General features: G+C 57.1%; 16 protein-coding genes, 2 tRNA genes and 1 pseudogene. 10 read left to right on the top strand and 9 right to left on the bottom strand.

Annotated elements, in window-relative coordinates:
- Nucleotides 1–8: 8 nt before the first annotated feature.
- The 3 genes from B8991_RS15975 to B8991_RS15965 all read right to left on the bottom strand — a co-directional run bounded on the left by B8991_RS15975 (nucleotide 9) and on the right by B8991_RS15965 (nucleotide 3,429).
- Nucleotides 9–131: a dihydroxy-acid dehydratase gene (locus B8991_RS15975; RefSeq protein ID WP_084353946.1), complete on the bottom strand. Its 123-nt coding sequence runs from the start codon at nucleotides 129–131 to the stop codon at nucleotides 9–11.
- 26 nt (nucleotides 132–157) lie between these two features.
- Nucleotides 158–2,236 (bottom strand): TRAP transporter large permease subunit, encoded by a 2,079-nt coding sequence (locus B8991_RS15970; protein ID WP_084353945.1) that lies wholly within the window; start codon nucleotides 2,234–2,236, stop codon nucleotides 158–160.
- Nucleotides 2,237–2,388: 152 nt separating this feature from the next.
- Nucleotides 2,389–3,429 carry a TRAP transporter substrate-binding protein gene (locus tag B8991_RS15965; RefSeq protein ID WP_084353944.1) on the bottom strand — a complete coding sequence of 347 codons (1,041 nt, stop codon included), beginning with the start codon at nucleotides 3,427–3,429 and terminating at the stop codon, nucleotides 2,389–2,391.
- A 157-nt stretch (nucleotides 3,430–3,586) separates the two neighbouring features.
- On the opposite strand from B8991_RS15965, the gene B8991_RS15960 reads away from it, so the two are divergent.
- Entirely contained in the window at nucleotides 3,587–4,318 is a 732-nt protein-coding gene (locus tag B8991_RS15960; protein WP_084353943.1) for a GntR family transcriptional regulator, read from the top strand.
- A 33-nt stretch (nucleotides 4,319–4,351) separates the two neighbouring features.
- Here the strand turns inward: B8991_RS15960 and B8991_RS15955 are convergent, their stop codons facing one another.
- Nucleotides 4,352–5,737: a hypothetical protein gene (locus tag B8991_RS15955; protein ID WP_084353942.1), complete on the bottom strand. Its 1,386-nt coding sequence runs from the start codon at nucleotides 5,735–5,737 to the stop codon at nucleotides 4,352–4,354.
- 292 nt (nucleotides 5,738–6,029) lie between these two features.
- Here B8991_RS15955 and B8991_RS15945 point away from each other — a divergent pair, with 292 nt between their 5' ends.
- On the top strand, nucleotides 6,030–7,025 hold the full coding sequence (locus B8991_RS15945) for an aldo/keto reductase (protein ID WP_084353940.1): 996 nt from the start codon (nucleotides 6,030–6,032) through the stop codon (nucleotides 7,023–7,025).
- 185 nt (nucleotides 7,026–7,210) lie between these two features.
- Here the strand turns inward: B8991_RS15945 and B8991_RS15940 are convergent, their stop codons facing one another.
- Entirely contained in the window at nucleotides 7,211–8,194 is a 984-nt protein-coding gene (locus B8991_RS15940; RefSeq protein WP_084353939.1) for a complex I NDUFA9 subunit family protein, read from the bottom strand.
- Between the two features lie 149 nt (nucleotides 8,195–8,343).
- Here B8991_RS15940 and B8991_RS15935 point away from each other — a divergent pair.
- A tRNA-Leu gene (locus tag B8991_RS15935) sits at nucleotides 8,344–8,429 on the top strand.
- 671 nt (nucleotides 8,430–9,100) lie between these two features.
- Here the strand turns inward: B8991_RS15935 and B8991_RS15930 are convergent.
- Entirely contained in the window at nucleotides 9,101–10,291 is a 1,191-nt protein-coding gene (locus tag B8991_RS15930) for an alpha/beta hydrolase (RefSeq protein ID WP_179141517.1), read from the bottom strand.
- Nucleotides 10,292–10,445: 154 nt separating this feature from the next.
- Here B8991_RS15930 and B8991_RS21545 point away from each other — a divergent pair, with 154 nt between their 5' ends.
- Entirely contained in the window at nucleotides 10,446–10,631 is a 186-nt protein-coding gene (locus B8991_RS21545) for a hypothetical protein (protein WP_179141516.1), read from the top strand.
- Nucleotides 10,632–11,631: 1,000 nt separating this feature from the next.
- Here the strand turns inward: B8991_RS21545 and B8991_RS15925 are convergent.
- Nucleotides 11,632–11,707: transfer RNA gene (locus tag B8991_RS15925), tRNA-Trp, on the bottom strand.
- Nucleotides 11,708–11,795: 88 nt separating this feature from the next.
- Between B8991_RS15925 and B8991_RS22340 the strand changes: the two are divergent.
- Nucleotides 11,796–11,912: pseudogene (locus B8991_RS22340) on the top strand (integrase core domain-containing protein); the annotation flags it as partial.
- Between the two features lie 83 nt (nucleotides 11,913–11,995).
- Here B8991_RS22340 and B8991_RS21970 read toward each other — a convergent pair.
- The gene (locus B8991_RS21970) at nucleotides 11,996–12,187 is read right to left on the bottom strand and encodes a hypothetical protein (protein WP_235866658.1); all 192 of its coding nucleotides are present in this window, start codon (nucleotides 12,185–12,187) and stop codon (nucleotides 11,996–11,998) included.
- An 831-nt stretch (nucleotides 12,188–13,018) separates the two neighbouring features.
- Complete coding sequence (locus B8991_RS15910) at nucleotides 13,019–13,369, bottom strand: hypothetical protein (RefSeq protein WP_084353935.1); 351 nt, start codon at nucleotides 13,367–13,369, stop codon at nucleotides 13,019–13,021.
- A 599-nt stretch (nucleotides 13,370–13,968) separates the two neighbouring features.
- Between B8991_RS15910 and B8991_RS21735 the strand changes: the two genes are divergently transcribed.
- The 5 genes from B8991_RS21735 to B8991_RS15885 all read left to right on the top strand — a co-directional run bounded on the left by B8991_RS21735 (nucleotide 13,969) and on the right by B8991_RS15885 (nucleotide 18,531).
- Nucleotides 13,969–14,271 carry a hypothetical protein gene (locus B8991_RS21735; RefSeq protein ID WP_084353934.1) on the top strand — a complete coding sequence of 101 codons (303 nt, stop codon included), beginning with the start codon at nucleotides 13,969–13,971 and terminating at the stop codon, nucleotides 14,269–14,271.
- 302 nt (nucleotides 14,272–14,573) lie between these two features.
- Complete coding sequence (locus B8991_RS15900) at nucleotides 14,574–15,587, top strand: SMODS domain-containing nucleotidyltransferase (RefSeq protein ID WP_084353933.1); 1,014 nt, start codon at nucleotides 14,574–14,576, stop codon at nucleotides 15,585–15,587.
- Nucleotides 15,588–15,687: 100 nt separating this feature from the next.
- Nucleotides 15,688–17,286 (top strand): ThiF family adenylyltransferase, encoded by a 1,599-nt coding sequence (locus B8991_RS15895; RefSeq protein WP_218673233.1) that lies wholly within the window; start codon nucleotides 15,688–15,690, stop codon nucleotides 17,284–17,286.
- 4 nt (nucleotides 17,287–17,290) lie between these two features.
- Complete coding sequence (locus B8991_RS15890; protein WP_084353931.1) at nucleotides 17,291–17,809, top strand: Mov34/MPN/PAD-1 family protein; 519 nt, start codon at nucleotides 17,291–17,293, stop codon at nucleotides 17,807–17,809.
- On the top strand, nucleotides 17,806–18,531 hold the full coding sequence (locus B8991_RS15885; RefSeq protein ID WP_084353930.1) for a DUF6602 domain-containing protein: 726 nt from the start codon (nucleotides 17,806–17,808) through the stop codon (nucleotides 18,529–18,531). Before B8991_RS15890 ends, B8991_RS15885 begins: the two co-directional genes overlap by 4 nt.
- Nucleotides 18,532–18,684 lie beyond the last annotated feature (153 nt).

The raw sequence follows: 18,684 nt of genomic DNA, 5'->3' as shown, positions 1-18,684 counted from the left end.
TCATCACCTCAGGAAATCGGTGTCGCAAAGGTGAACATCACCCAGATCAGTACCGCCGCCAGCACGACACCGGCGATCCACGGCCACTTGCCATAACCATCCATATCATCGCGAGAGTCGCGTCCAATCATGTGTAACGTCCTTCTTGATTCACATCTCAGTTCAGCGCTTCTGGCAGCCAGAGCGCAATTTGCGGGAAGCTCATCACCAACACCAGACCGACGATCTGAAGGGCGATGAATGGCAGAACGGCCAGGAAGATCTCTTGCAGTGTGACATCCTTGGGGGCCACCGATTTCAGCCAGAAACAGGCCGGTCCGAAGGGCGGCGACAGGAAATAGATCTGGATGTTCATCACGAACAGGATGCCGAACCAGATCTTTGCCTGATCCTCTGTCAGACCAAGTTCGGGTGCCAGTGTCATCACCACCGGCGCAAAAACCGGGACCGTGATGAAGACGATGGCGATCCATTCCATGAATGTTCCCAGCACCATCAGGATCAGCATCATCACGATGATCGTGCCCATCGCCGAAAGCCCGAGGCCAAGGAACATCGAGCGCATGAAATCCGCCCCGCCGACAAGATTGAAGATGCCGACAAAGCTGACCGCGCCCAGCACCAGCCAGATGATCGTGCCCACCGTGGTCATTGTGCCCAGCATCGCCGCCGACAGCACCTCCCAGTTAAAGCGGTTGCGAACAGCCGCAACGACAAGCGACCCGATGCAGCCCACGGCAGCCGCCTCTGTCACCGATGCAACGCCCCCATAAATCGAGCCCATCACCGCGCCGATCAGCAGGATGCACAGGATCACCGCGGTCAACCGGTCCTTGGACAGGCGTTTCTCCTCGCCGCCGGTCTTGGCGGCAACCTCGGCGGCGGTGGGTGCCAGCGAATGATTGAGGTTGACCCGGATCAGCACATAACCGGCATAGAACACCGCCAGCATGATGCCCGGTGCCGCGCCTGCCATGAACAGATCGCCGATGCCCACCTCTGCCGACAACCCGTAGACAATCATGATAATCGAGGGCGGGATCAGAGTCGCCAGCGCACCCGCGGCGCAAATCAGGCCAATGGTCAGCTTGCGGTCATATCCCAGCCGGAACATCTGCGGCAGGGCCACCAGCCCCAGCATCACGATCTCGCCGCCCATCACACCGGACATGGCCGCAAGAATGACCGCCACAACGGTGGTCTGCACCGCGACACCGCCACGCAGGTTGCCCGCAAAGATCGACATCGCGTCAAACAGGTCTTCGGCGATCCCTGCGCGTTCCAGGATTGACGCCATCAGCACGAAAAACGGCACCGCGACCAGCGTGTAGTGTTCCAGCAGACCCGCGGCGTTGGAACTGACCAGAAACAACCCACGCGGGCCGAAAAAGGTGATCGCCATGATGACAGAGACGATCAGCGTGACGATGCCCAGCGGCATGCCAGTCATCATCAGTGCTACCAACAGCACCACCATGATGATCGAGACGGTGCCCAGATCCATCGACCGCATGTTCAGCGCCTTGGACGGGTCCAGCGCCTTGCCGATGCTGGAGAAACCGTCGGAAATCGCTGCGGCCCAGGAAATATCAAAGACATGCCCCAGCAAGGCTGAGACGAAATAGATCAGCATAAAGGCAGCCAGCAGCTTGACCGCCAGTCGCGCCCCACCGGATGTCACATGCCGATACAGGTTCACCGTCAACTGGGTGAGATACAGGAAGGCGCCAACGACCATCACCGTCTTCAACACCATCGGCAGCGGGGAATTGAAGGCCGAACCGGACTTTTCGACGCGCTCAATGCTGACATAGGCCCGGATCGACGCATCGGCGAGCAGCATGTAAAGCGCCACGATACCAACCAACATCGCAAACAGGTCCAGCCACCAGCGCTGCCGGTCACTCGCCATGACATGAAAAACGGTGATGCCGATATGGCGCCGCTTCAGCGTGATATAGCCCGAGGACAGCATCCAGGCGCTAGCGCACAGCATCATCACCGTCTCAAAGGCCCAGTAGGTGGGCGCGTTCAGCGCGTAGCGGGAGAACACCTCATAAAGTGTGGCGGCAGCTGCCACCAGATAGAAAACCGAAATGCCGATGCCCAATGTGTGACTGAAATGGTCGACAACATTGTAGTTGTCGCGGTTCAGATCTCCGTCGCTGTGCAGAGGGTCATCTCCTGCCACCTCCAGCGGTGCCGTCTCCAGATGTTCGTCATATTCACGGCTCATGCCGGATGCCTCCGTTGCCCACCTGTTCCGGCGAGTCGATCCGTCGTGTCACCCGTCCCGGACTTGATCCGGGACCTCCGCGCTGGCGGTGTTCGCTGACAGGAGGTCCCGGATCAAGTCCGGGACGGGTGTTTTCCTGCATCAACGTCAGATTATAGCAGCCCGGCATCTTTCATGAATTTGATATGCGTATCATAGACTTCCTGCGCCAGTTCGGTCTGCGCGGCAAAGTCGCTCCACGCTTCCTGAGCGATCACGCGAAACTTGTCGCGCTCGGCCTGGGGCCAATCGATGACCGTCAGTTCACCTGCCGCCTTATCGCGCGCGACCAGTTGGCGATCGAGACGATCGAAATACTGCCTCAGCCCGTTATAGGCCGCCAGATACCACGTCTCCAGCGCTGCCTTCTCTGCATCCGTCAACTCTTCCCAGACCATCTCGGACACGGTGAATTGCAGGATCGGGGTGGAGTGGATGCCCGGAAAGATCGGGAACTTTGCGATCTTGTGCATCCCGTTGGAGTCGTTGTTGGCATAGGCAGAGTTATCCGCAGCATCGATCACGCCTTTTTCAAGCGCGCCGTAGGTCTCCGACCCGGACATCGACACGGGAGCGGCGCCCGCGCGTTTGAACACGTCCGCGGCAAGGCCTTCGGGCGAGCGGATTTTCAAACCCTTCAGGTCAGCCACGCCATTGACCGGCACTTTCGAGACAAAAGCCTCTCTCGCATAGGCACCGCAGCCCACGACATGCACGCCGGGGAAGTGGGCATCGTAGAGCTTTTGCAGCATTTCCTTGCCGCCGCCCTGCGCGCAGAACGCCTGGATCTGGTCGGCAGAGTCGTAGCCCGCGATCAGGTCGCCCATCAGTGCAAAGGCAGGGTCGATCCCGGCAAAATAATTGATCGAGGTCAGATCACCATCGAGGATCCCTACCCCGATCGCCTCTGCCGTTTCGCGGCGTGGCACGACGGCATCGACCGGCAGCAATTCGACCGACAAGGACCCGCCGGTCATCGCTTCGAGCTTTGGCACCCATTCCTCGTTCAGATAGGCGAGCGATGCGTGGCTGGCGTTGGAACTTGTCTGGATCTTCAATGTGCGATCCGCCGCCATTGCCGCATTGGCCGCAAGCGTAAAGCCCGCAATCAGGGTAACGGCCTTAGCGACCGAAACAATCATAGACGATTTCATTGGTTTCCTCCCTAAAGTCTCGTCGCACCTGCAATCCGTTCCAGGCTTTTCTTCAGAAACGACTAGGCAACTAATATATCAGTGAGATAGGCTAGGCAACGACTCATTCGCCCTAGGTCACGGGACAAGCGCGACACAGAGATGTAGAGAGGCGCGCATGAAACTGACACACAGCACAACTGAACAAGGCCTCTTTGCCGCTGCGGATGGCGCGCGCCCCGGCGCGTCTGCGGCCCAGCGTGTCTACGCAAACCTGCGTCAGCGCATCGTGAACCTGGAGCTGAAACCCGACAGCACCCTATCGCGCAACGCATTGGCGAAGCATTACAACGTCAGCCAGACTCCGATTCGCGAGGCCATGCAAAAGCTTGAACAAGACGGGCTTGTGCGAATTTTTCCGCAGTCCGGCACGGTTGTCGCCCGCATCGACGTCAAACAGTTGCACGAAACCCAGTTCCTTCGCGTCGCCGTCGAAATCGAGGTAGTCCGACGCCTTGCAACTGACCCGGATGCGCCGACCTTGCACCGCGCCCGAGTGCTTTTGGACATGCAGGAAGCGTTGCGCGACAGGCCGGAACAGGTCGACATGTTCAGCGATCTCGACAAGGCATTTCACCGGACGCTGTTCGCAGGCGTCGGCATGATCGGCTTGCACCATTATCTAGAAGGCAGGCTGGGCCATCTCGCGCGTTGCCAGCGTCTGGAACTGCCCAAGGCGGGCAGAATGGTCGGCATATTGGGCGGCCATACGGCGGTGCTGGACGCGATAGAGGCGGGTGACGCCGACGGCGCGGCGCAGCAGATGCGCAACCACCTGACCGGGACGATCCTGCGGATTTCCGTGCTGCAAGAAGAATTCCCTGATTATTTCACCGCTGAACAGTTGTAGGATTTGCAAGGCCGCAAGTGGCGGCCGACAAAGTCAGAGAAACGTCAGGACGCGGAACACCCCAATCAGAAACACCGCGGCCAGCAGGCTGAAGGTCAAGTTCCAGCGCCAAGTCAATGTCACTGGCGCAAGCCCGCTGACCCGGCCGGTCAGAAGCACAACCGTTGAAAACGGCGAAAACGTCATTGCCAGCGCCCATCCGCAGGAAATCGACAATGCAATCAGGGTGGGATCGGCAGGCATCACGGGCAGAGCACCGAACAGGCTGCCGAAAAAGATCGCCATCATGATCGGGCTGAGGGCGGAGAGGCTGAGCAAAGCAATGACTGACGGCAACAGCCCCAACAGGACGTAATCCGGCACCGCGTCGATCCCCAGCGCCTGCCCCAATTCTTGTGCTGGTATCAGCCCGGCCAGCATCCGGCCAATATAACCCGAACAGGCCAGCGTCACGGCAACCGGCGCGGCCTTGGGCAAGCTGTCGCGGTAGATCCCGCCCAGTCGCGATCGTACGAACGGCCAACCTTCGTCGCCCCGGTTTTGCGCCCATAACCAGCCCACCAGCATCACCGGACAGGACACGACCAGACCAAAAACGATGGTATCGCCGGTCAGCCACGCTATCGTTCCGGACATGCCCAACAACCAGCAGCAGGCAGCCAGAAACATCACCGCGGCATGCCGTGGGAACGGGGGTGGCACCATCGGTCGGGCCGCATGCCTTCGCCTGTAGCGTAGCTGATCCTCGATGCCGCCCAAGGCCATCACGCAAAAGAATGTCCCAAGCCCCAACAAAATCCAGCGTCCGCGATCAACGCCGTGCATCAATTCCATCAACACCAGCGGCGCGATCGCGGTAGGCGACCAGATCACGCTCCAGGCGAAACCGCGCAGCAAGGCGCTTAGCTGACGCCGCTCGCGGATCGGGTTCAGCGAATCGCCGGGCGACGCATGATGGATGCCGCGCTGGATCAACGGCACCAGAAAGCTGACGACCCCCACGTTGAACAGGATCGACATGATTGCCGTGCCACCGTTCAACGCATAGTAGCGCCGTCGCGGCGGCTGGCGCGTCAGATAGCCGCCCAATTCGCTGACCGACGGCGACGTTGCAGCCGCTTCGTGCAACAAGCCCAGCAGCAGGATGAAGGCCATCAGAAAGCTCGCCTGATCCAGCGCGCCCTCTATCACACCCGGCTTGTTGAACGGGGTCCAAAACGCCACGACCGTCGCCAAGACGCTCGCGCCCAGCAGGTAATATTCCCGTCCGCTCAGGTGCCGGAACGACAAGACAATCACGCCCCCCATAGCGGCCCAGGCCGTCCAGCGCAGCGGATCCAGCCCTGTGAGCCGCGCGCAGATCTCGAACGCCATGATGGCGACGATGGCCGCAGAAAGCAGACTGCGCGACTGGCTCATACGCCACCTCTAAACAGCCGAGCATTGCTGACCTGCGTGCAGGAAAAATATGCTGAACACATGTTCGTGCTTTCTGTTCATGGCAACACCCAGACCCGGCGCGTCCTGTCCCTGACCGTTTTGGCCAAACGGCGACATGGCCCGAGCCACACCGTGCTTGCAGGGCTCGGTTGCCGCCATGCTATTGTTGACATAGTAATATATCAGCAAGCCAGACTGTCCATAGCTCGGTGCCGATTTGGCTTGCCGCTGCGCCAGAAACATCCGTGCCCATGAAACATGAGGGATCTTTATGCAGACACGACGATTGGGACGCCATGGGCCCCAGGTTTCAGCCATCGGCATCGGCGCGATGTCCTTCGCGGGCTTTTACGGCGATACCACCGAGGCCGAGGCACACGCGTTGCTGGATACCGCGGTCGAGCTTGGCGTCACCCATCTTGATACGTCCAACATCTATGGGATGGGCAAATCAGAATCCATAATCGGCAGCTATATCGCCAGTCGCGGCCGCAACCCCTTTCTGATCGCGACAAAAGCCGGAATCACGCGTGATCCGGGCTCTGGCGCGCGATATTTCGATAATTCCGCCGAACATCTCGAAGCCGAACTGGACAAAAGCCTGACACGTCTGGGTGTGGACTGCGTGGACCTTTTCTATGTCCATCGCCGCGAAGCCGCCCGTCCGATCGAGGAAGTGACGGACACGATGGCAGCACTGGTCCGCAAGGGCAAAACCCGCGCCATCGGCCTGTCCGAAGTCGCCCCCGCCACGCTGCGCCGCGCTGCGGCAGTGCATCCAATTGCGGCGGTGCAGTCGGAATATTCGCTGTCGACACGCGCGCCGGAACTTGGCCTGGTGCAGGAATGCGAACGTCAAGGCACGGCGTTGGTGGCGTTCTCTCCCGTGGGCCGGGCGTTGCTGACCGACCGGCCGCCCACGGCTGATCGCGTCGCGGCCTCGGCCTTTCTGGCCGGCAACCCACGCTTTACCGAGCCGCATTTCTCCGCAAACATCGCGGCAAGCGCGCCCTTGCGCAGCCTGGCCGCCGAAAGTGGCACCAGTGCGGCCGCATTGGCCATCGCCTGGCTGATCGCAAAGTCGCCGACTGTCATCCCGATACCCGGCACCCGCAACCCGGCACATTTGCGCGAACTGGCCGCAGGAGCGTGCATGGAACTGTCCGACACCGAACTTGCGCGTATCGAAGCCGCATTGCCGGTCGGATGGGCGCATGGCGATCGCTACACAGAGGCACAATGGATCGGGCCGGAACGCTATTGCTAGAATAAGCGGCTTTCCCGCATTGATAGCGACAGCAAATGCCATATCCGAATGGGTCGCTGCAAGCGGCCACCGGCGCGACATTCCAGAAGCCCGTCACCGCGACCAAGGCCATGGTCGCACATAAAGCCGATCTGCTGCACCAATGTCAGAACTCATGCTGAACAACCGTAGCGCGGCGCGGTGGATCAAACCTTAAGATTGCGCGCAGATTCCTTGATCGCGTCATACTGGCCGGATGGACGGAACCGCCACAGGTAGTCGGGCAACACAGCCTCCATATCGATGGGTTCTATCCCAAGTTCGGCAAACCCTTTGGCACCCTCGGCAACAACATTGTCATGTGCAAGATTTCTGACCTGATCGCGTGTGGCAACCGGGTTGGGGATCAAGCCCAAAGTCACCCTTTCCAGCAGATCAAAAGCCCATGCGATGATTTTAGCGAAGAAAAACGGGATATTCAGGACTAGGCGACGCTTGCGGATCACACTCAGCATCTCCTGCATCAGCGCCCGAAAGCTCATCACATCGGGACCTCCCAGTTCGTAGATGCCCGGTGCCGCCTCGCCCTGCACACCCATCACCGCGGCCCGAGCAACGTCATCGACATAGACCGGCTGAAATTTCGTGTCGCCGCCGATCACCGGCAACACCGGACCAAAGCGCGACATGGCTGCGAAACGGTTGAAGAACTCGTCCTCGCGTCCGAAAATGATAGACGGGCGCAGGATCACGGCATTTGGAAAATGCTCCAGCACGGCCGCTTCGCCCAAGGCTTTCGTACGCCCATACGCGCTGCTGGCTTCCGAATCCGCACCAATGGCGGAGATCTGCACCAGTGACTTCACGCTGTTCTGAGCCGCAAGCCGGGCAACGCGCGCAGCGCCCTCATGCTGCACCGCATCAAAGCTGTTCTTGCCGCGCTCGGCCAGAACCCCGACGCAATTGACCACCGCATCAGCCCCCTGCATGACCGCCGCAACGCTCGCATCGTCGCGGATGTTGCAAAGAACTGGCTCAACCTGTCCGACCACACCGAAAGGCTTTACGAAGATCGCGTCGTTCGGACGCCGCACCGCGACCCGGACGCGCCAGCCCAGCTTGGCCATGCGCAGAGCAATGTAGCGGCCAACAAAGCCGGATCCGCCATAGATGGTCACGAGCTTGGTCATATCTGTAGGCTCCTTGCACAGCAATTCTCTTGCCTGAATAGCGATGCACAAGGTCGCAGACAAGGTGCCAAGGCACCGCGTGCAAATATCTTCAGAAACCTCGTTGACACGGCCCGCTCTCAGGCTTAAACGCCTGCTCCACGACACCTGCCCAGGTGGCGGAATGGTAGACGCGCTGGCTTCAGGTGCCAGTGGCCGCAAGGCCGTGGAGGTTCGAGTCCTCTCCTGGGCACCAAAAATCCAACCCTAAGTTGCTGATAAGTAATAGTAATTAGGTCACTGGCGTTGTATCTGCATACGCGCTTGCCTACACAAAGGCGGTCAAGGCTATGTGGATGGTGGCGGTGAAATACCTCTCTCAGACGCCGTGCGGTCGTCGCCGTCGCACGAAAGCTTGCTGTTCTCCTGCATCGCATGTGGACTGATGGCACTGAATTCCGTCCATAGAAGGTGGAGGGTGCGGCATGATGTAAGCACCCGACACCCAACCTGAACGGGGTCGTCCCTCACCGGACGAGGTCTGTGGAAGAAGCTGAATATGGCTGCTGCGCAACGAGAAGCGCGTCCCAGAGCGAGGCTCTCCATCGCCAATCCGACACATGCTTGCAGCGATGACATCAGGTCATCACTTAGACTGCGAAGAGAAGCGTGACCCGGAGGAGTGACAATGATCCATGAGAAAGAAGGAAGACGAGCTTGACCCAAACGCCCAATTAGAGAAGCTGCCGCCCTCAAAGATCGACAACGCTGCGGTGCAGCTTTCCCGAAGCGGACGTTGATTTATCTTGCATTATCTCAGGCTATCGAACGGCAGAAACGCGGGACAAAGCTGCTGAACGGGCCGCAGGTCCGAAGGTCTGCTTACAGTTATTCTGTGAGTTTCTTGATGACATAAGACCGGCATGATCAACGCTGCAAGCAGTCCAGAAACAACTGAACTTCATGCATCATCTTGGTCCAGGTTTCCTCCTGAGGGAGTGGGACATGGTTCCTGCTCTCAAGCGAAACGTATCTTGCGCCCTCGATTTCACTTGCAAGTATTCGCCCCTGCTCGACAGGCTGCACCGCGTCTGAGATCGCATGAATGACCAGCGTCGGCGTGCGAATGGACGCCAATACCTCCGAGACATCAAACCGGTCAACTATTTGTCTCAAACGGGCTGCATTTTCTGGCGATATCGTTTCGGTTTGCATCTTCACAAAGCTGGCCAATTGCGTCGGTGTGGCACCCGGCATGAACAGGGTCGAGAACGCATTCACGAATGGGCTGTCCTCCTTTCCCCAACCCGCCCTGATGAGGCCCAAAACAGTTACTTCATCAATGTCGCTCTGTGTCGCTTCGCGCAATGCGCGTCCCTTCGCATACCCGCCATACAAGACCAATCCGCTGACCCGTCTGGGATATCTTTGAGCAAAGCGGATAGCGACCGGGACGGCTTGCGATGCTGCAAAGATCGGGAATCGCTCCAAATTGTTGGCGTCGGCAACAGCCTTTAGGTCGTCGGCAAAGGCATCAATATCCGCGCCTTCAAGGTCGCGTGAGGACAGTCCAGTGCCCCTTTGATCGTAGCGGTAAAGCGTATTTTTGCCATCAAGCGTTTCGATCAATGGCCTCCAGACGGGGCTTTGCCAATCAAGTTCCAAGTGCGAAAGCCAATGGGCGACCCGGACCAGCGGCGGGCCATTCCCGCTTTTGGAGAACGCAATTCTTGTACCGTGCGAGGAACAGGCGAATTGAATGTTCTGCGTATCAGAGCGCGCAAGGTTAGGCGTTTGCGCGGGGGCTGCGACTACCCTCACGTCGACATTCAGTTGAAAGCCTCTGCCGTGGACCGTCTTGATAATAGCCTGCGCCCGACCAGTGTCACCAACGGCCCTTCGGGCGGCGTTGATCCGTGCGCTGATCGTGGCGTCAGACACACTTAGCCCGTGCCAAACGATTTCTACAAGGTCGTCCTTGGTCACTAACCGACCCTTCCGATCTACTAGTAGCAATAACAGGTCGAAGACCTGCGGTTCGAGGTGAACTGGCAGCCCACCGCACACGAACAGGTGCTTATCAGGGTCGATCAAGCAATTTGAAAATTCATACGCCATAGACCATTCAACGGCCATACGGCGGTGACACTCAAGAACTTTGGGCTCTGACAAGCAGAAATATTGAAATGACAAGGAATTCTAAAGAGCGCCTTCAAGCGATGACGAGGCGTTTGCAGTCCATTGGTGTCAGGACAATTGAGGAGTTCACGCCATGCAACAATATGAAACGCCCGAAATCAAACGCCGCCCGGATGGTTCGATCGATACGGATCATTACATCAAAATCGGCCTTCAAGGACGTGCAGATCAAGCGTGTGTATTGGCCAGGACGGCAATGCTAAAGAGGCGCACCTTTTCGTGGCGGCTTTGGTTTTTCAGAACCTCAGGAAACCGATGATATCTTTCACACAGTGTGCTGATTTGAGGATATGGCCAATTCTCTACCTTAAAATCCGCCCTGCCCCCAGAAGCCGAAAAGCGTCTTCACATACAACTCTCTGGTTTCTGGAGAACTGGAAATTTTGTCGATGGAACGTCGCGGCCGCATTCACCCCGGCACCATGAAAAACGACTGAATGACGAAATGGGGAGCGCCGAAGCCGACCTGCGGCGTCGCAGCGGGATGAGAACTTTGGCGGCAGACTGAATGTCGGCTTCAACGTTCGAGGTATGCTCGGCTTGCAGTTGCGGCGAATGACGGCTTCGCACTGCCCCCTTCATGTGCGCCCTCGGCTGGCTGGTCACATGATATGGGTCCGCTCTGGGCTGGTTTCGGCCCGGAAGCGTAGGAATAGCCTGTGATGCAAACGCCTATTGCCTTGAAGCACGCTCCCCTCCCGACAACGGTCGAAGACCACTACACATTCACTACATAAACGACCCCGATCGTGCTAACCAACGCCCTGAAAAACAAGGGGTTTTATCTGCCACTTCATCCGCTCCTCGGCACCAATCATTGACATGAAAGTCAGATATTTTCAGTAGGTTGATGGCTGTTCTCTCCGGCGTGATGTAACACATGGAATGACACACGTGACAATTGCTATGTCTTCGAACGCGATGGATCGACCATCACCAAGGTAGCCATAGAACGCATCGCCAGACTCTATGCCGTCGAAAAGGATGTGCGATATTAGCCGCCTGAGGACCGCGTCGCCCTGCACCTGCCTGACACGCGCGGCACGCAACCTTAAGTGAAATCGCCACGCAGATGGGGTGGTCGATCCAGCACACCCAAAAACCATCGAAACATACGTTGCCATGTCGACCGATTCGGCCAACAGGCTCATGGTCGAACTGTCCAAAGCGTCCCTATTACGGGTCATACCTTGACAGCGGGCCTGAAAACTGGCTCGCGGCGTCAACTAGGATTTTTCGTAATTCTTCAATGATTTCAGTGGCAGGGGCAGAGGGGCTCGAACCCACGACCTACGGTTTTGGAGACCGTCGCTCTTCCAGCTGAGCTATACCCCTGTGTACTGGCGTCATTAGATTTTTTAAATCTGCCCGTCAACCAGTTATCAGTCCGGTCATCACGTTTCTGTTCCGCCCCTGTTCCATTATGGCTTTGCTTTTCCGCCGCGGTTTCATCAAAAGTTTCAGCGGCAAACCGAGAGACGAATGCCTTAATGAAACGCTATTTGCCACATTGCGCAACGCTCGAAAAATGCTTGAAGACTGGCGGGAGGAAAACAAATGCCGAGCCATGGACAACGGCATCCAGTTCACCGAGCAACCCCGCAACCGAACCGCAGCATATTTTCAGCAGATGCGATCCGACATGAGTTGCCAGCCTGGCAACGTGAGAATTTGTGTCGTTTCTGGCAGGGCATCGCAGCAGGCTTCTCCAGCGAAGAGGCGCAGCGCGCTGAAGCGAGAGCTTTCAGCGTGCTGGGGTCGGCCGCGCTCTGCGCCGCCCGCGCGAACGCGACCGGAAACTGGATAATCGCTCATTGCGGATGCGCTGCCGATCAGCAGACAGAGTTGTTCAACCTTAACGTCAATCTGAGGCAGGTCGTCACAAAGCAAGATCCCGGCATCACAAGATGCCGAGATTGTATATTAATAACATGTGCTTATGTTAAAATCAGTTCATGCCCAGCGCTTCTTTGTACATTTCCAGAACTTGCGAGCATTGTGCAAGCAAAGTTGCAAGAACATGTAAGCAATTGAAAAGTATACATTCTTGTTTTTCTGAAATCTGCGGGACAAAGATTTCTTTGTGCATAGCATAGTTTCGCGCGCTTCTTGTTTGAAAATCGACATTCAGAATCAACGCGGGTTGCCCGCCTCCGAAATGCGGTTTTCAGGACGATCCAGCATTTCCCGCTTGGACGCAATCGACATCCCAATTCCCTGTTAGAGAAAGCTCAAGTGATGCCACCGGACCTGATGTTATTCCGACGGTAGCGCGGGCTGAGTGGAGCCATGCGTAGCTCAGGCGAAGCCCGCGCGGAATGCTGGGCGGCCATCGACGTTCTCTGGAAGAGCACAACGATGATTGGGAGTTCGCAGGCCGCTGCAAGACACTGGAAACCGTCGCCGACATCTGTGCGGATAAAACCATGGTCCCGGCGAAAATCACCGCCCTGTAAAAATGCCTCGATACCCAACCGGAGAACGAACTACACCTCATCTTGGGGCAACACCAAAGCTCATCACGAGGATTTCGAGGGTTTGACGCTATATCCAGCAGTTCAACCCGACTTACTCTCAGTATCTCTGAGTTGGCAGCTCAAGTAAAAAAAGCTGCGCCCAAGCACTGGGCGCAACCATTTTCGAGTTTCAGTCTTCGGTAGAGAAGCGAACGAGAAGTTCACTCACCCGAGCGCCATGCCAGCGGGTAGCGTCGGAGGCGTAGAAATTCCGTTCTCGCCCGAGACGATCGAGTGACGAAGTGGTTTGCCGGGCCAGCACCCTCTCGATGTCACGTAAAGCGCTTTCGATTACGTCCATTTTAGGGAAAGGTTTTTCGAACTCGCCGTGCAGATCACAGAGCGCGTCGAGCCCAAGTGGTTCATCGAGTTCGTCGAGAAGATGACACAGGCTGTTCCCATATTCGCGGAGGTGTTCTCCCGCTGCAGAAATTCCCCCATTGAGCTTTGGGTCGAGGGTCAGGTCGGTGGCTTTAAGCATGTTCTACTCCTTTGCATGCCTGGGATTGATGGATTTGCCGGATCAGTCGGCGTCAGGTTTGCTGCATGCGTTAAGAATATTTGTCCGGTTGTAAGGCTCCCTTGAGTTGGACCATCGAACGAGCATTGTGGCCGGGGAAAGACGTTGTATTTGAAGCCGCGAGCGCGAAGATAAAATGCGCGCTGGGTTCGGAATTTCCGCTCGACAAGATCCAGCACCGCCGCTTGATGGGGGCGGCGGTACTGGCTGAGCGTCATAGTTCCCAATGCGCCTCCGCTGGGGCCATCCCGGCATCACGCAATGCTTCCTGCAAGCCATCAGCGAGCAGACAGATTTCCGGAATGGCGGGAAGTGCGAGCGTTTCGCTCGGAGAAACCCGATCAGTTTCGTCAAGAAGGGCGCGTTGGCGTCACGCCCTTGGAGCCACAGCATTTTGTGGCCTATCACAAGATGATGTTAGTCACTTTCCCCATAGACGAAGCATTTTTATGGTTTTTTTTGAGGAGCAGGCGTGTTTGATCATGACAGACGGGATATTAGCCAGAACGGCTCGTTCACATGTTTTTTGTCGCGGAGAATTTTTTCTTAGCGGAAATACAATGAGTTATGCTGAAACGCGCGAACTAACGTCCGATCGCCATCCGGCACCCTTGCAAACACATCTACGATTCGGATCATTGGCCCGATCGAACACCAAACGGCTGAAGCGTTTCTGGATCTGGTCCAGCTGGATCCCATCATTCGCACCGTTCGCTCCCAGTTCTTTCACGACCTTCGTGTCAGGCGCGGCATCCGATGATGACGTAAGCGCATCGGGCGGTTATTCGCGTGGCGACACGGAACTGGCGGCGTTGCTTAATGACAAGATCGAGCCGTGCCTCGCCGCTCTTACTGACGAGTAGGCACCACTGTCGGTCATACGCGTCTGCGCTTAGCGATGACCGGGAAAGGCGGGCTGCTTTAGCATCGGAACGGCTCCTTGGACGATTGCCCAAGCCTACCAGATCACTCCAAAGGTGGGATGTTTTTCAGACGTTCCTGAGCTTCATTTAGAGGGTTGAACTCCCACCCTCCCGTTCAAAGATGCACCATATGTGGCACCCAATAGTGCAGGTGGCCACTAAAAGCTGTGGTAGTAGGACTTGGCACTCGATATCTTAACATGCTACACCCGATAGAACATTAGTTGAACATCGAGCCATCCATGACACCGAACGCCAGATTTACCGAATTCATCAAGGACATCACTCCGAGCGATACGACGGTTGCGAATTGTCAGCGCGCCCATACGTCTGTCCGCATGGCGCTCTTGAACGATGATACGTTCAAGGGGCGGGTAAAGCGGGTCTTTCTTGGCGGGTCCTACAAAAGGTTCACTGCGATCCGACCGACGAAAAAAGGGGAAACGACGGAACGACCCGATGTTGACCTCTATGTCGTGATCGAAGGACATCCTTGGTTTGCAGACCCAGCGGAGTTGATGGATGAACTTTTTGCGGCTTTGAACCGGGCGCGAGATGAGCTCGGAGTCACGAAGATCAAGCGCAATCGCTGCTCGATCGCGCTGTCAATGAACAAGGCTGATCTCGACGTGTCGGTTCTGCTCGACCGGCAGGAGGACGATCTCTTTCGCATCGGGAACCGCAACACAGGCGAATGGTACGAGACGGATCCGGAAGAACATACGGATTGGTCAGCTGCACAGAACGCACGTTGTTCCGGTCGGTTCAATCCAATGACACGGATGGTGAAATGGGCGCGGCGTCAGAACAAGACCGTATCCCGCCATCCGAAGAGTTTCGGGCTTGAAGCGCTGATCGCGCCGCACATCAGTGAAATGGAAACCCATTACGGACAGCTCTTTCATGATTGGTGCGACGCATTCGTCAATGCCTACAGCTTCGAACGGATGCTCGGTATCTGCCCGTCCCTGCAAGATCCCGCTGTGCCAGGCGGCAATATCCTCGAGGGCGTGACTGGCGACGAATTCTGCGCCTACTATGACAAGATCAAAAAACACCGCGACGATTCGGCCAAGGCGCTGGAAGAAGGTGACCAGGACAAGGCGACCGATTATTGGCGGCGAATATTCGGTGACCGTTTCCCGAAGGCAAAACAGTCAGGTCAATCGACAAAAAGCGCCGCTGCTGCGATGTCGCCATTGAGTTTCACCTCCGCCAAAGCCGCGCCGTCGGCTCGGCCGGCTAAATTCGCGTGAGCCGCCTATGTGGTGGGTGACTGATCAGGCGCGGTTGCGAACTGAAAGAGAGGCCATTGAGGCCTTGGATGCGGACTGGTTTCAGAACCCCTCATGGTCCGTGGACGATCAGCTTCGCCTGACGCTTGCTTTTGACATCGCCATCGCGCGCAGCCGCCACACGCTTCGGCTGATCTATCACAATACATTTCCAGCCTCACCACCAAGCATCTTCCCGGTGGATGGTGAGTCCCGGATGTCTGGTCATCAATATGGTGCAGGCGGCGATCTGTGCCTCGAAATTCGTAATGACAACTGGTCGCCGGATGTGACCGGCGCGATGATGATCGGGAGCGCAAGGCATCTTCTCGAAACCGAAACACCAGGGGAAGACGGCGCAGCGATCCATGCGCCATCCGCACACGATTTTCCCGCAATCTTGTCGTTACGATCTGAGGTGACACGATTCTATGTTAGCCCGCTGGCGCGGGTCATTTTGGCCGATGATGATGCTGACGGCCTGCCGATTGAAATCGGGATAGACTATTGCAGTGGTCGGACGTTTATGGCGCACATCCTGTCCATGGACGGTGATGGGGACGATAATAAAACACACGTCGCGCCGGAACCTCTGCGAAGAACGTGCGTCGAAATTGACGGTGTCGTCGTGAGTACCGGCGCATCGGCGAAAACACTGGAAAAGATCAGGACATTTGGGGATCTGGAGCAATTCTTGGGTGATCGGTTTCCCCTGAAGCCGGACGCACGCTGGGCGGTAATACTACGTGGATCAGAAGGCAGTCTCAGGTTGCTTTGCCATTTCGCGAATGATGACGACCTCATGAGCTTCACGACAGTCCTGGCTCCCTTTGATGGTGATCGCTCGGGCCTGCCCTCGCTCCAGATCCGCAAGAAGAAGGTTGGAATTGTCGGCCTCGGTTCACTTGGTTCCAAAATCGCTCTGTCACTTGCCAGATCGGGCGTATGCCACTTTGAGCTCGTGGATGGCGACATCCTTCATGCGGGAAATCTGGAGCGCCATGACGGGGATTGGCGGGATGTCGGACGTCACAAGGCGGAGCTGACAGCGCACCGGCTGCAGCTCGTTCGACGCGACGTAGAGATCGGCGTCTGGAGGAGCGCAATCGGCGCACAGGTCTCGTCCCAGGAAGCAGCCAATGTGAGCCAGGCGCTCGCTTCCTGCGATCTCATCATCGACGCGACGGCCAATGCAGACGTGTTCAATTATGTCGCAGGCCTAAGCCTGCGGCACAATCGCTCACTGATTTGGGGCGCGGTTTATGCTGGCGGTGTAGGCGGCGAAATGGCCCGGGCGCGGATCAACAGGGATCCCTCGCCATATGACGTTCGAACGGTGATCAACCAGTATTACGAAACCAGCGATGAGACTCCACCGGTCGCGGCGGGGCGCGGCTACGATGGCTCGGTCGGCGAGGAGACCCCAATGCAGGCGACCGATGCGGATGTGTCCGCGTTCGCTGCCCATATTACCGCTTTCGCTCTCGACACGCTGAGCGACGCAGAACCGTCAAACTACGACGCACAAGCTTATCTCGTGGGACTTAAACGAGGGTGGTTGTTCAATGGGCCATTTGACGCACGACCTATAACCGTCGAAGCGCCAGTTCGCGGCACATTGTCCACGGAAGCTGGAAGCGCTGGAGAGGCAGATTTCATCACATCCCTATTCTCCGGTTAGCACGATGAGACTGCGGATACCGAACGCAATAGTTGAAAGATGGGCTTCCGATCTCAAGCGAGCTGGACTCAGAGAAATCGGGGGCGTGCTTTTTGGCGAACAGATCGCAGAAGGAGACTTCCGCATCGTCGAGGCGACGCGCCAGCGCTTTTGGGGCGGGACGGTGACGACATTCAAACGCCGCGGTGGCGCCGCACGAAAGGAAATCCTGCGCCTGCACGAAAGAACAGGCGGCAATCCGGAACGGTTCAATTACTTGGGAGAGTGGCATTCACACCCAATGGCCCCGACCGTACCAAGTTGTCGGGATGAAACCACCATGTACGAATTACTTGCCGATCAGGCCGGGGCGGTCAACTTTCTGCTTCTGGTTATTGTGAGGCTCGACGAGGAAGGGCAAGTCCGTGTCGGAGCGCAAACCTATTTGGGATCGGGCCACAAACTGAGTTGCGGAGTTGAAATCGAAGGTGCTGACCACGATGCGATGGACGTGGCTTTCGACGAAGAAGAGGAAGAAAAATGAGTGACTGGTCCCTGAAAAACGTCCTGTCGGGTCTGCACGACGATATTCAGCAGCGCCTCGAAATCATCCGCCGAACAATGACGCACCCCGGAACCAAGGGTGATGCCAGCGAAGGTGTTTGGAACGAGCTCTTCAACAAGTATCTTCCAGAGCGGTATCGGGCGGATAACGCACATGTCGTCGACAGCGAAGGCACATTTAGCCAACAAATCGATGTTGTCATTTACGACCGCCAGTATTCGCCCTTCATTTTTCACTACGAAGGGCAGATCGTCATTCCGGCGGAAAGCGTTTACGCCGTTTTCGAGGCAAAGCAATCCGCCAACCTCGACCACGTGCGATACGCTCAGGAAAAAGTCCGGAGCGTAAGGCGATTGCGGCGGACGAGTTTGCCGATTCCCCATGCGGGCGGAACCTATCCAGCGAAGCCACCAATTCCCATCTATGGTGGTCTTTTGACGTTTGAGAGCGACTGGAAACCTGCCCTCGGCGATAGCCTACTTGCCGCACTGGGCGAGGATCAGGACGAAGGTAAGCTCGACTTCGGTTGCGTCGCAGGTCACGGGTATTTTCACGCAGAGAACGCAGCAGGAAATTATAGCTTTCAATCAGGTGGAAAACCGGCAACCGCCTTTCTGTTCAAGCTGCTTTCGCAACTTCAGTTTAGCGGCACCGTCCCGATGATCGACATTCAAGCATATGCGGCTTGGCTGTCAGATTAGTCTGCGCGCCTGAACACCCGCTCTTGCCTCGAGCTAAGGGGCTTCGAGCTGCTGCAACGTATGCGCCGTCCCCGTCCCATTGATTTCTGCGGTTCCGTTGCACTGAGCCAACGGCGAGTTTCGTTCTGAGTATTCAGAAGGAGACGACGATGG

This window comes from Primorskyibacter flagellatus (assembly GCF_900176485.1).
Lineage (GTDB): Bacteria > Pseudomonadota > Alphaproteobacteria > Rhodobacterales > Rhodobacteraceae > Primorskyibacter > Primorskyibacter flagellatus.
The sequence above is the reverse complement of the archived record's forward strand: the minus strand, read 5'-3'. Positions and strand labels throughout refer to the sequence as shown.

Bases quoted from the DNA above. Each gene is read 5' to 3' on its own strand.
- B8991_RS15975 (WP_084353946.1), bottom strand. From the start codon at position 131: ATGATTGGACGCGACTCTCGCGATGATATGGATGGTTATGGCAAGTGG.
- B8991_RS15970 (WP_084353945.1), bottom strand. From the start codon at position 2,236: ATGAGCCGTGAATATGACGAACATCTGGAGACGGCACCGCTGGAGGTG.
- B8991_RS15965 (WP_084353944.1), bottom strand. From the start codon at position 3,429: ATGAAATCGTCTATGATTGTTTCGGTCGCTAAGGCCGTTACCCTGATT.
- B8991_RS15960 (WP_084353943.1), top strand. From the start codon at position 3,587: ATGAAACTGACACACAGCACAACTGAACAAGGCCTCTTTGCCGCTGCG.
- B8991_RS15955 (WP_084353942.1), bottom strand. From the start codon at position 5,737: ATGAGCCAGTCGCGCAGTCTGCTTTCTGCGGCCATCGTCGCCATCATG.
- B8991_RS15945 (WP_084353940.1), top strand. From the start codon at position 6,030: ATGCAGACACGACGATTGGGACGCCATGGGCCCCAGGTTTCAGCCATC.
- B8991_RS15940 (WP_084353939.1), bottom strand. From the start codon at position 8,194: ATGACCAAGCTCGTGACCATCTATGGCGGATCCGGCTTTGTTGGCCGC.
- B8991_RS15930 (WP_179141517.1), bottom strand. From the start codon at position 10,291: ATGGCGTATGAATTTTCAAATTGCTTGATCGACCCTGATAAGCACCTG.
- B8991_RS21545 (WP_179141516.1), top strand. From the start codon at position 10,446: ATGCAACAATATGAAACGCCCGAAATCAAACGCCGCCCGGATGGTTCG.
- B8991_RS21970 (WP_235866658.1), bottom strand. From the start codon at position 12,187: ATGAGCGATTATCCAGTTTCCGGTCGCGTTCGCGCGGGCGGCGCAGAG.
- B8991_RS15910 (WP_084353935.1), bottom strand. From the start codon at position 13,369: ATGCTTAAAGCCACCGACCTGACCCTCGACCCAAAGCTCAATGGGGGA.
- B8991_RS21735 (WP_084353934.1), top strand. From the start codon at position 13,969: ATGAGTTATGCTGAAACGCGCGAACTAACGTCCGATCGCCATCCGGCA.
- B8991_RS15900 (WP_084353933.1), top strand. From the start codon at position 14,574: ATGACACCGAACGCCAGATTTACCGAATTCATCAAGGACATCACTCCG.
- B8991_RS15890 (WP_084353931.1), top strand. From the start codon at position 17,291: ATGAGACTGCGGATACCGAACGCAATAGTTGAAAGATGGGCTTCCGAT.
- B8991_RS15885 (WP_084353930.1), top strand. From the start codon at position 17,806: ATGAGTGACTGGTCCCTGAAAAACGTCCTGTCGGGTCTGCACGACGAT.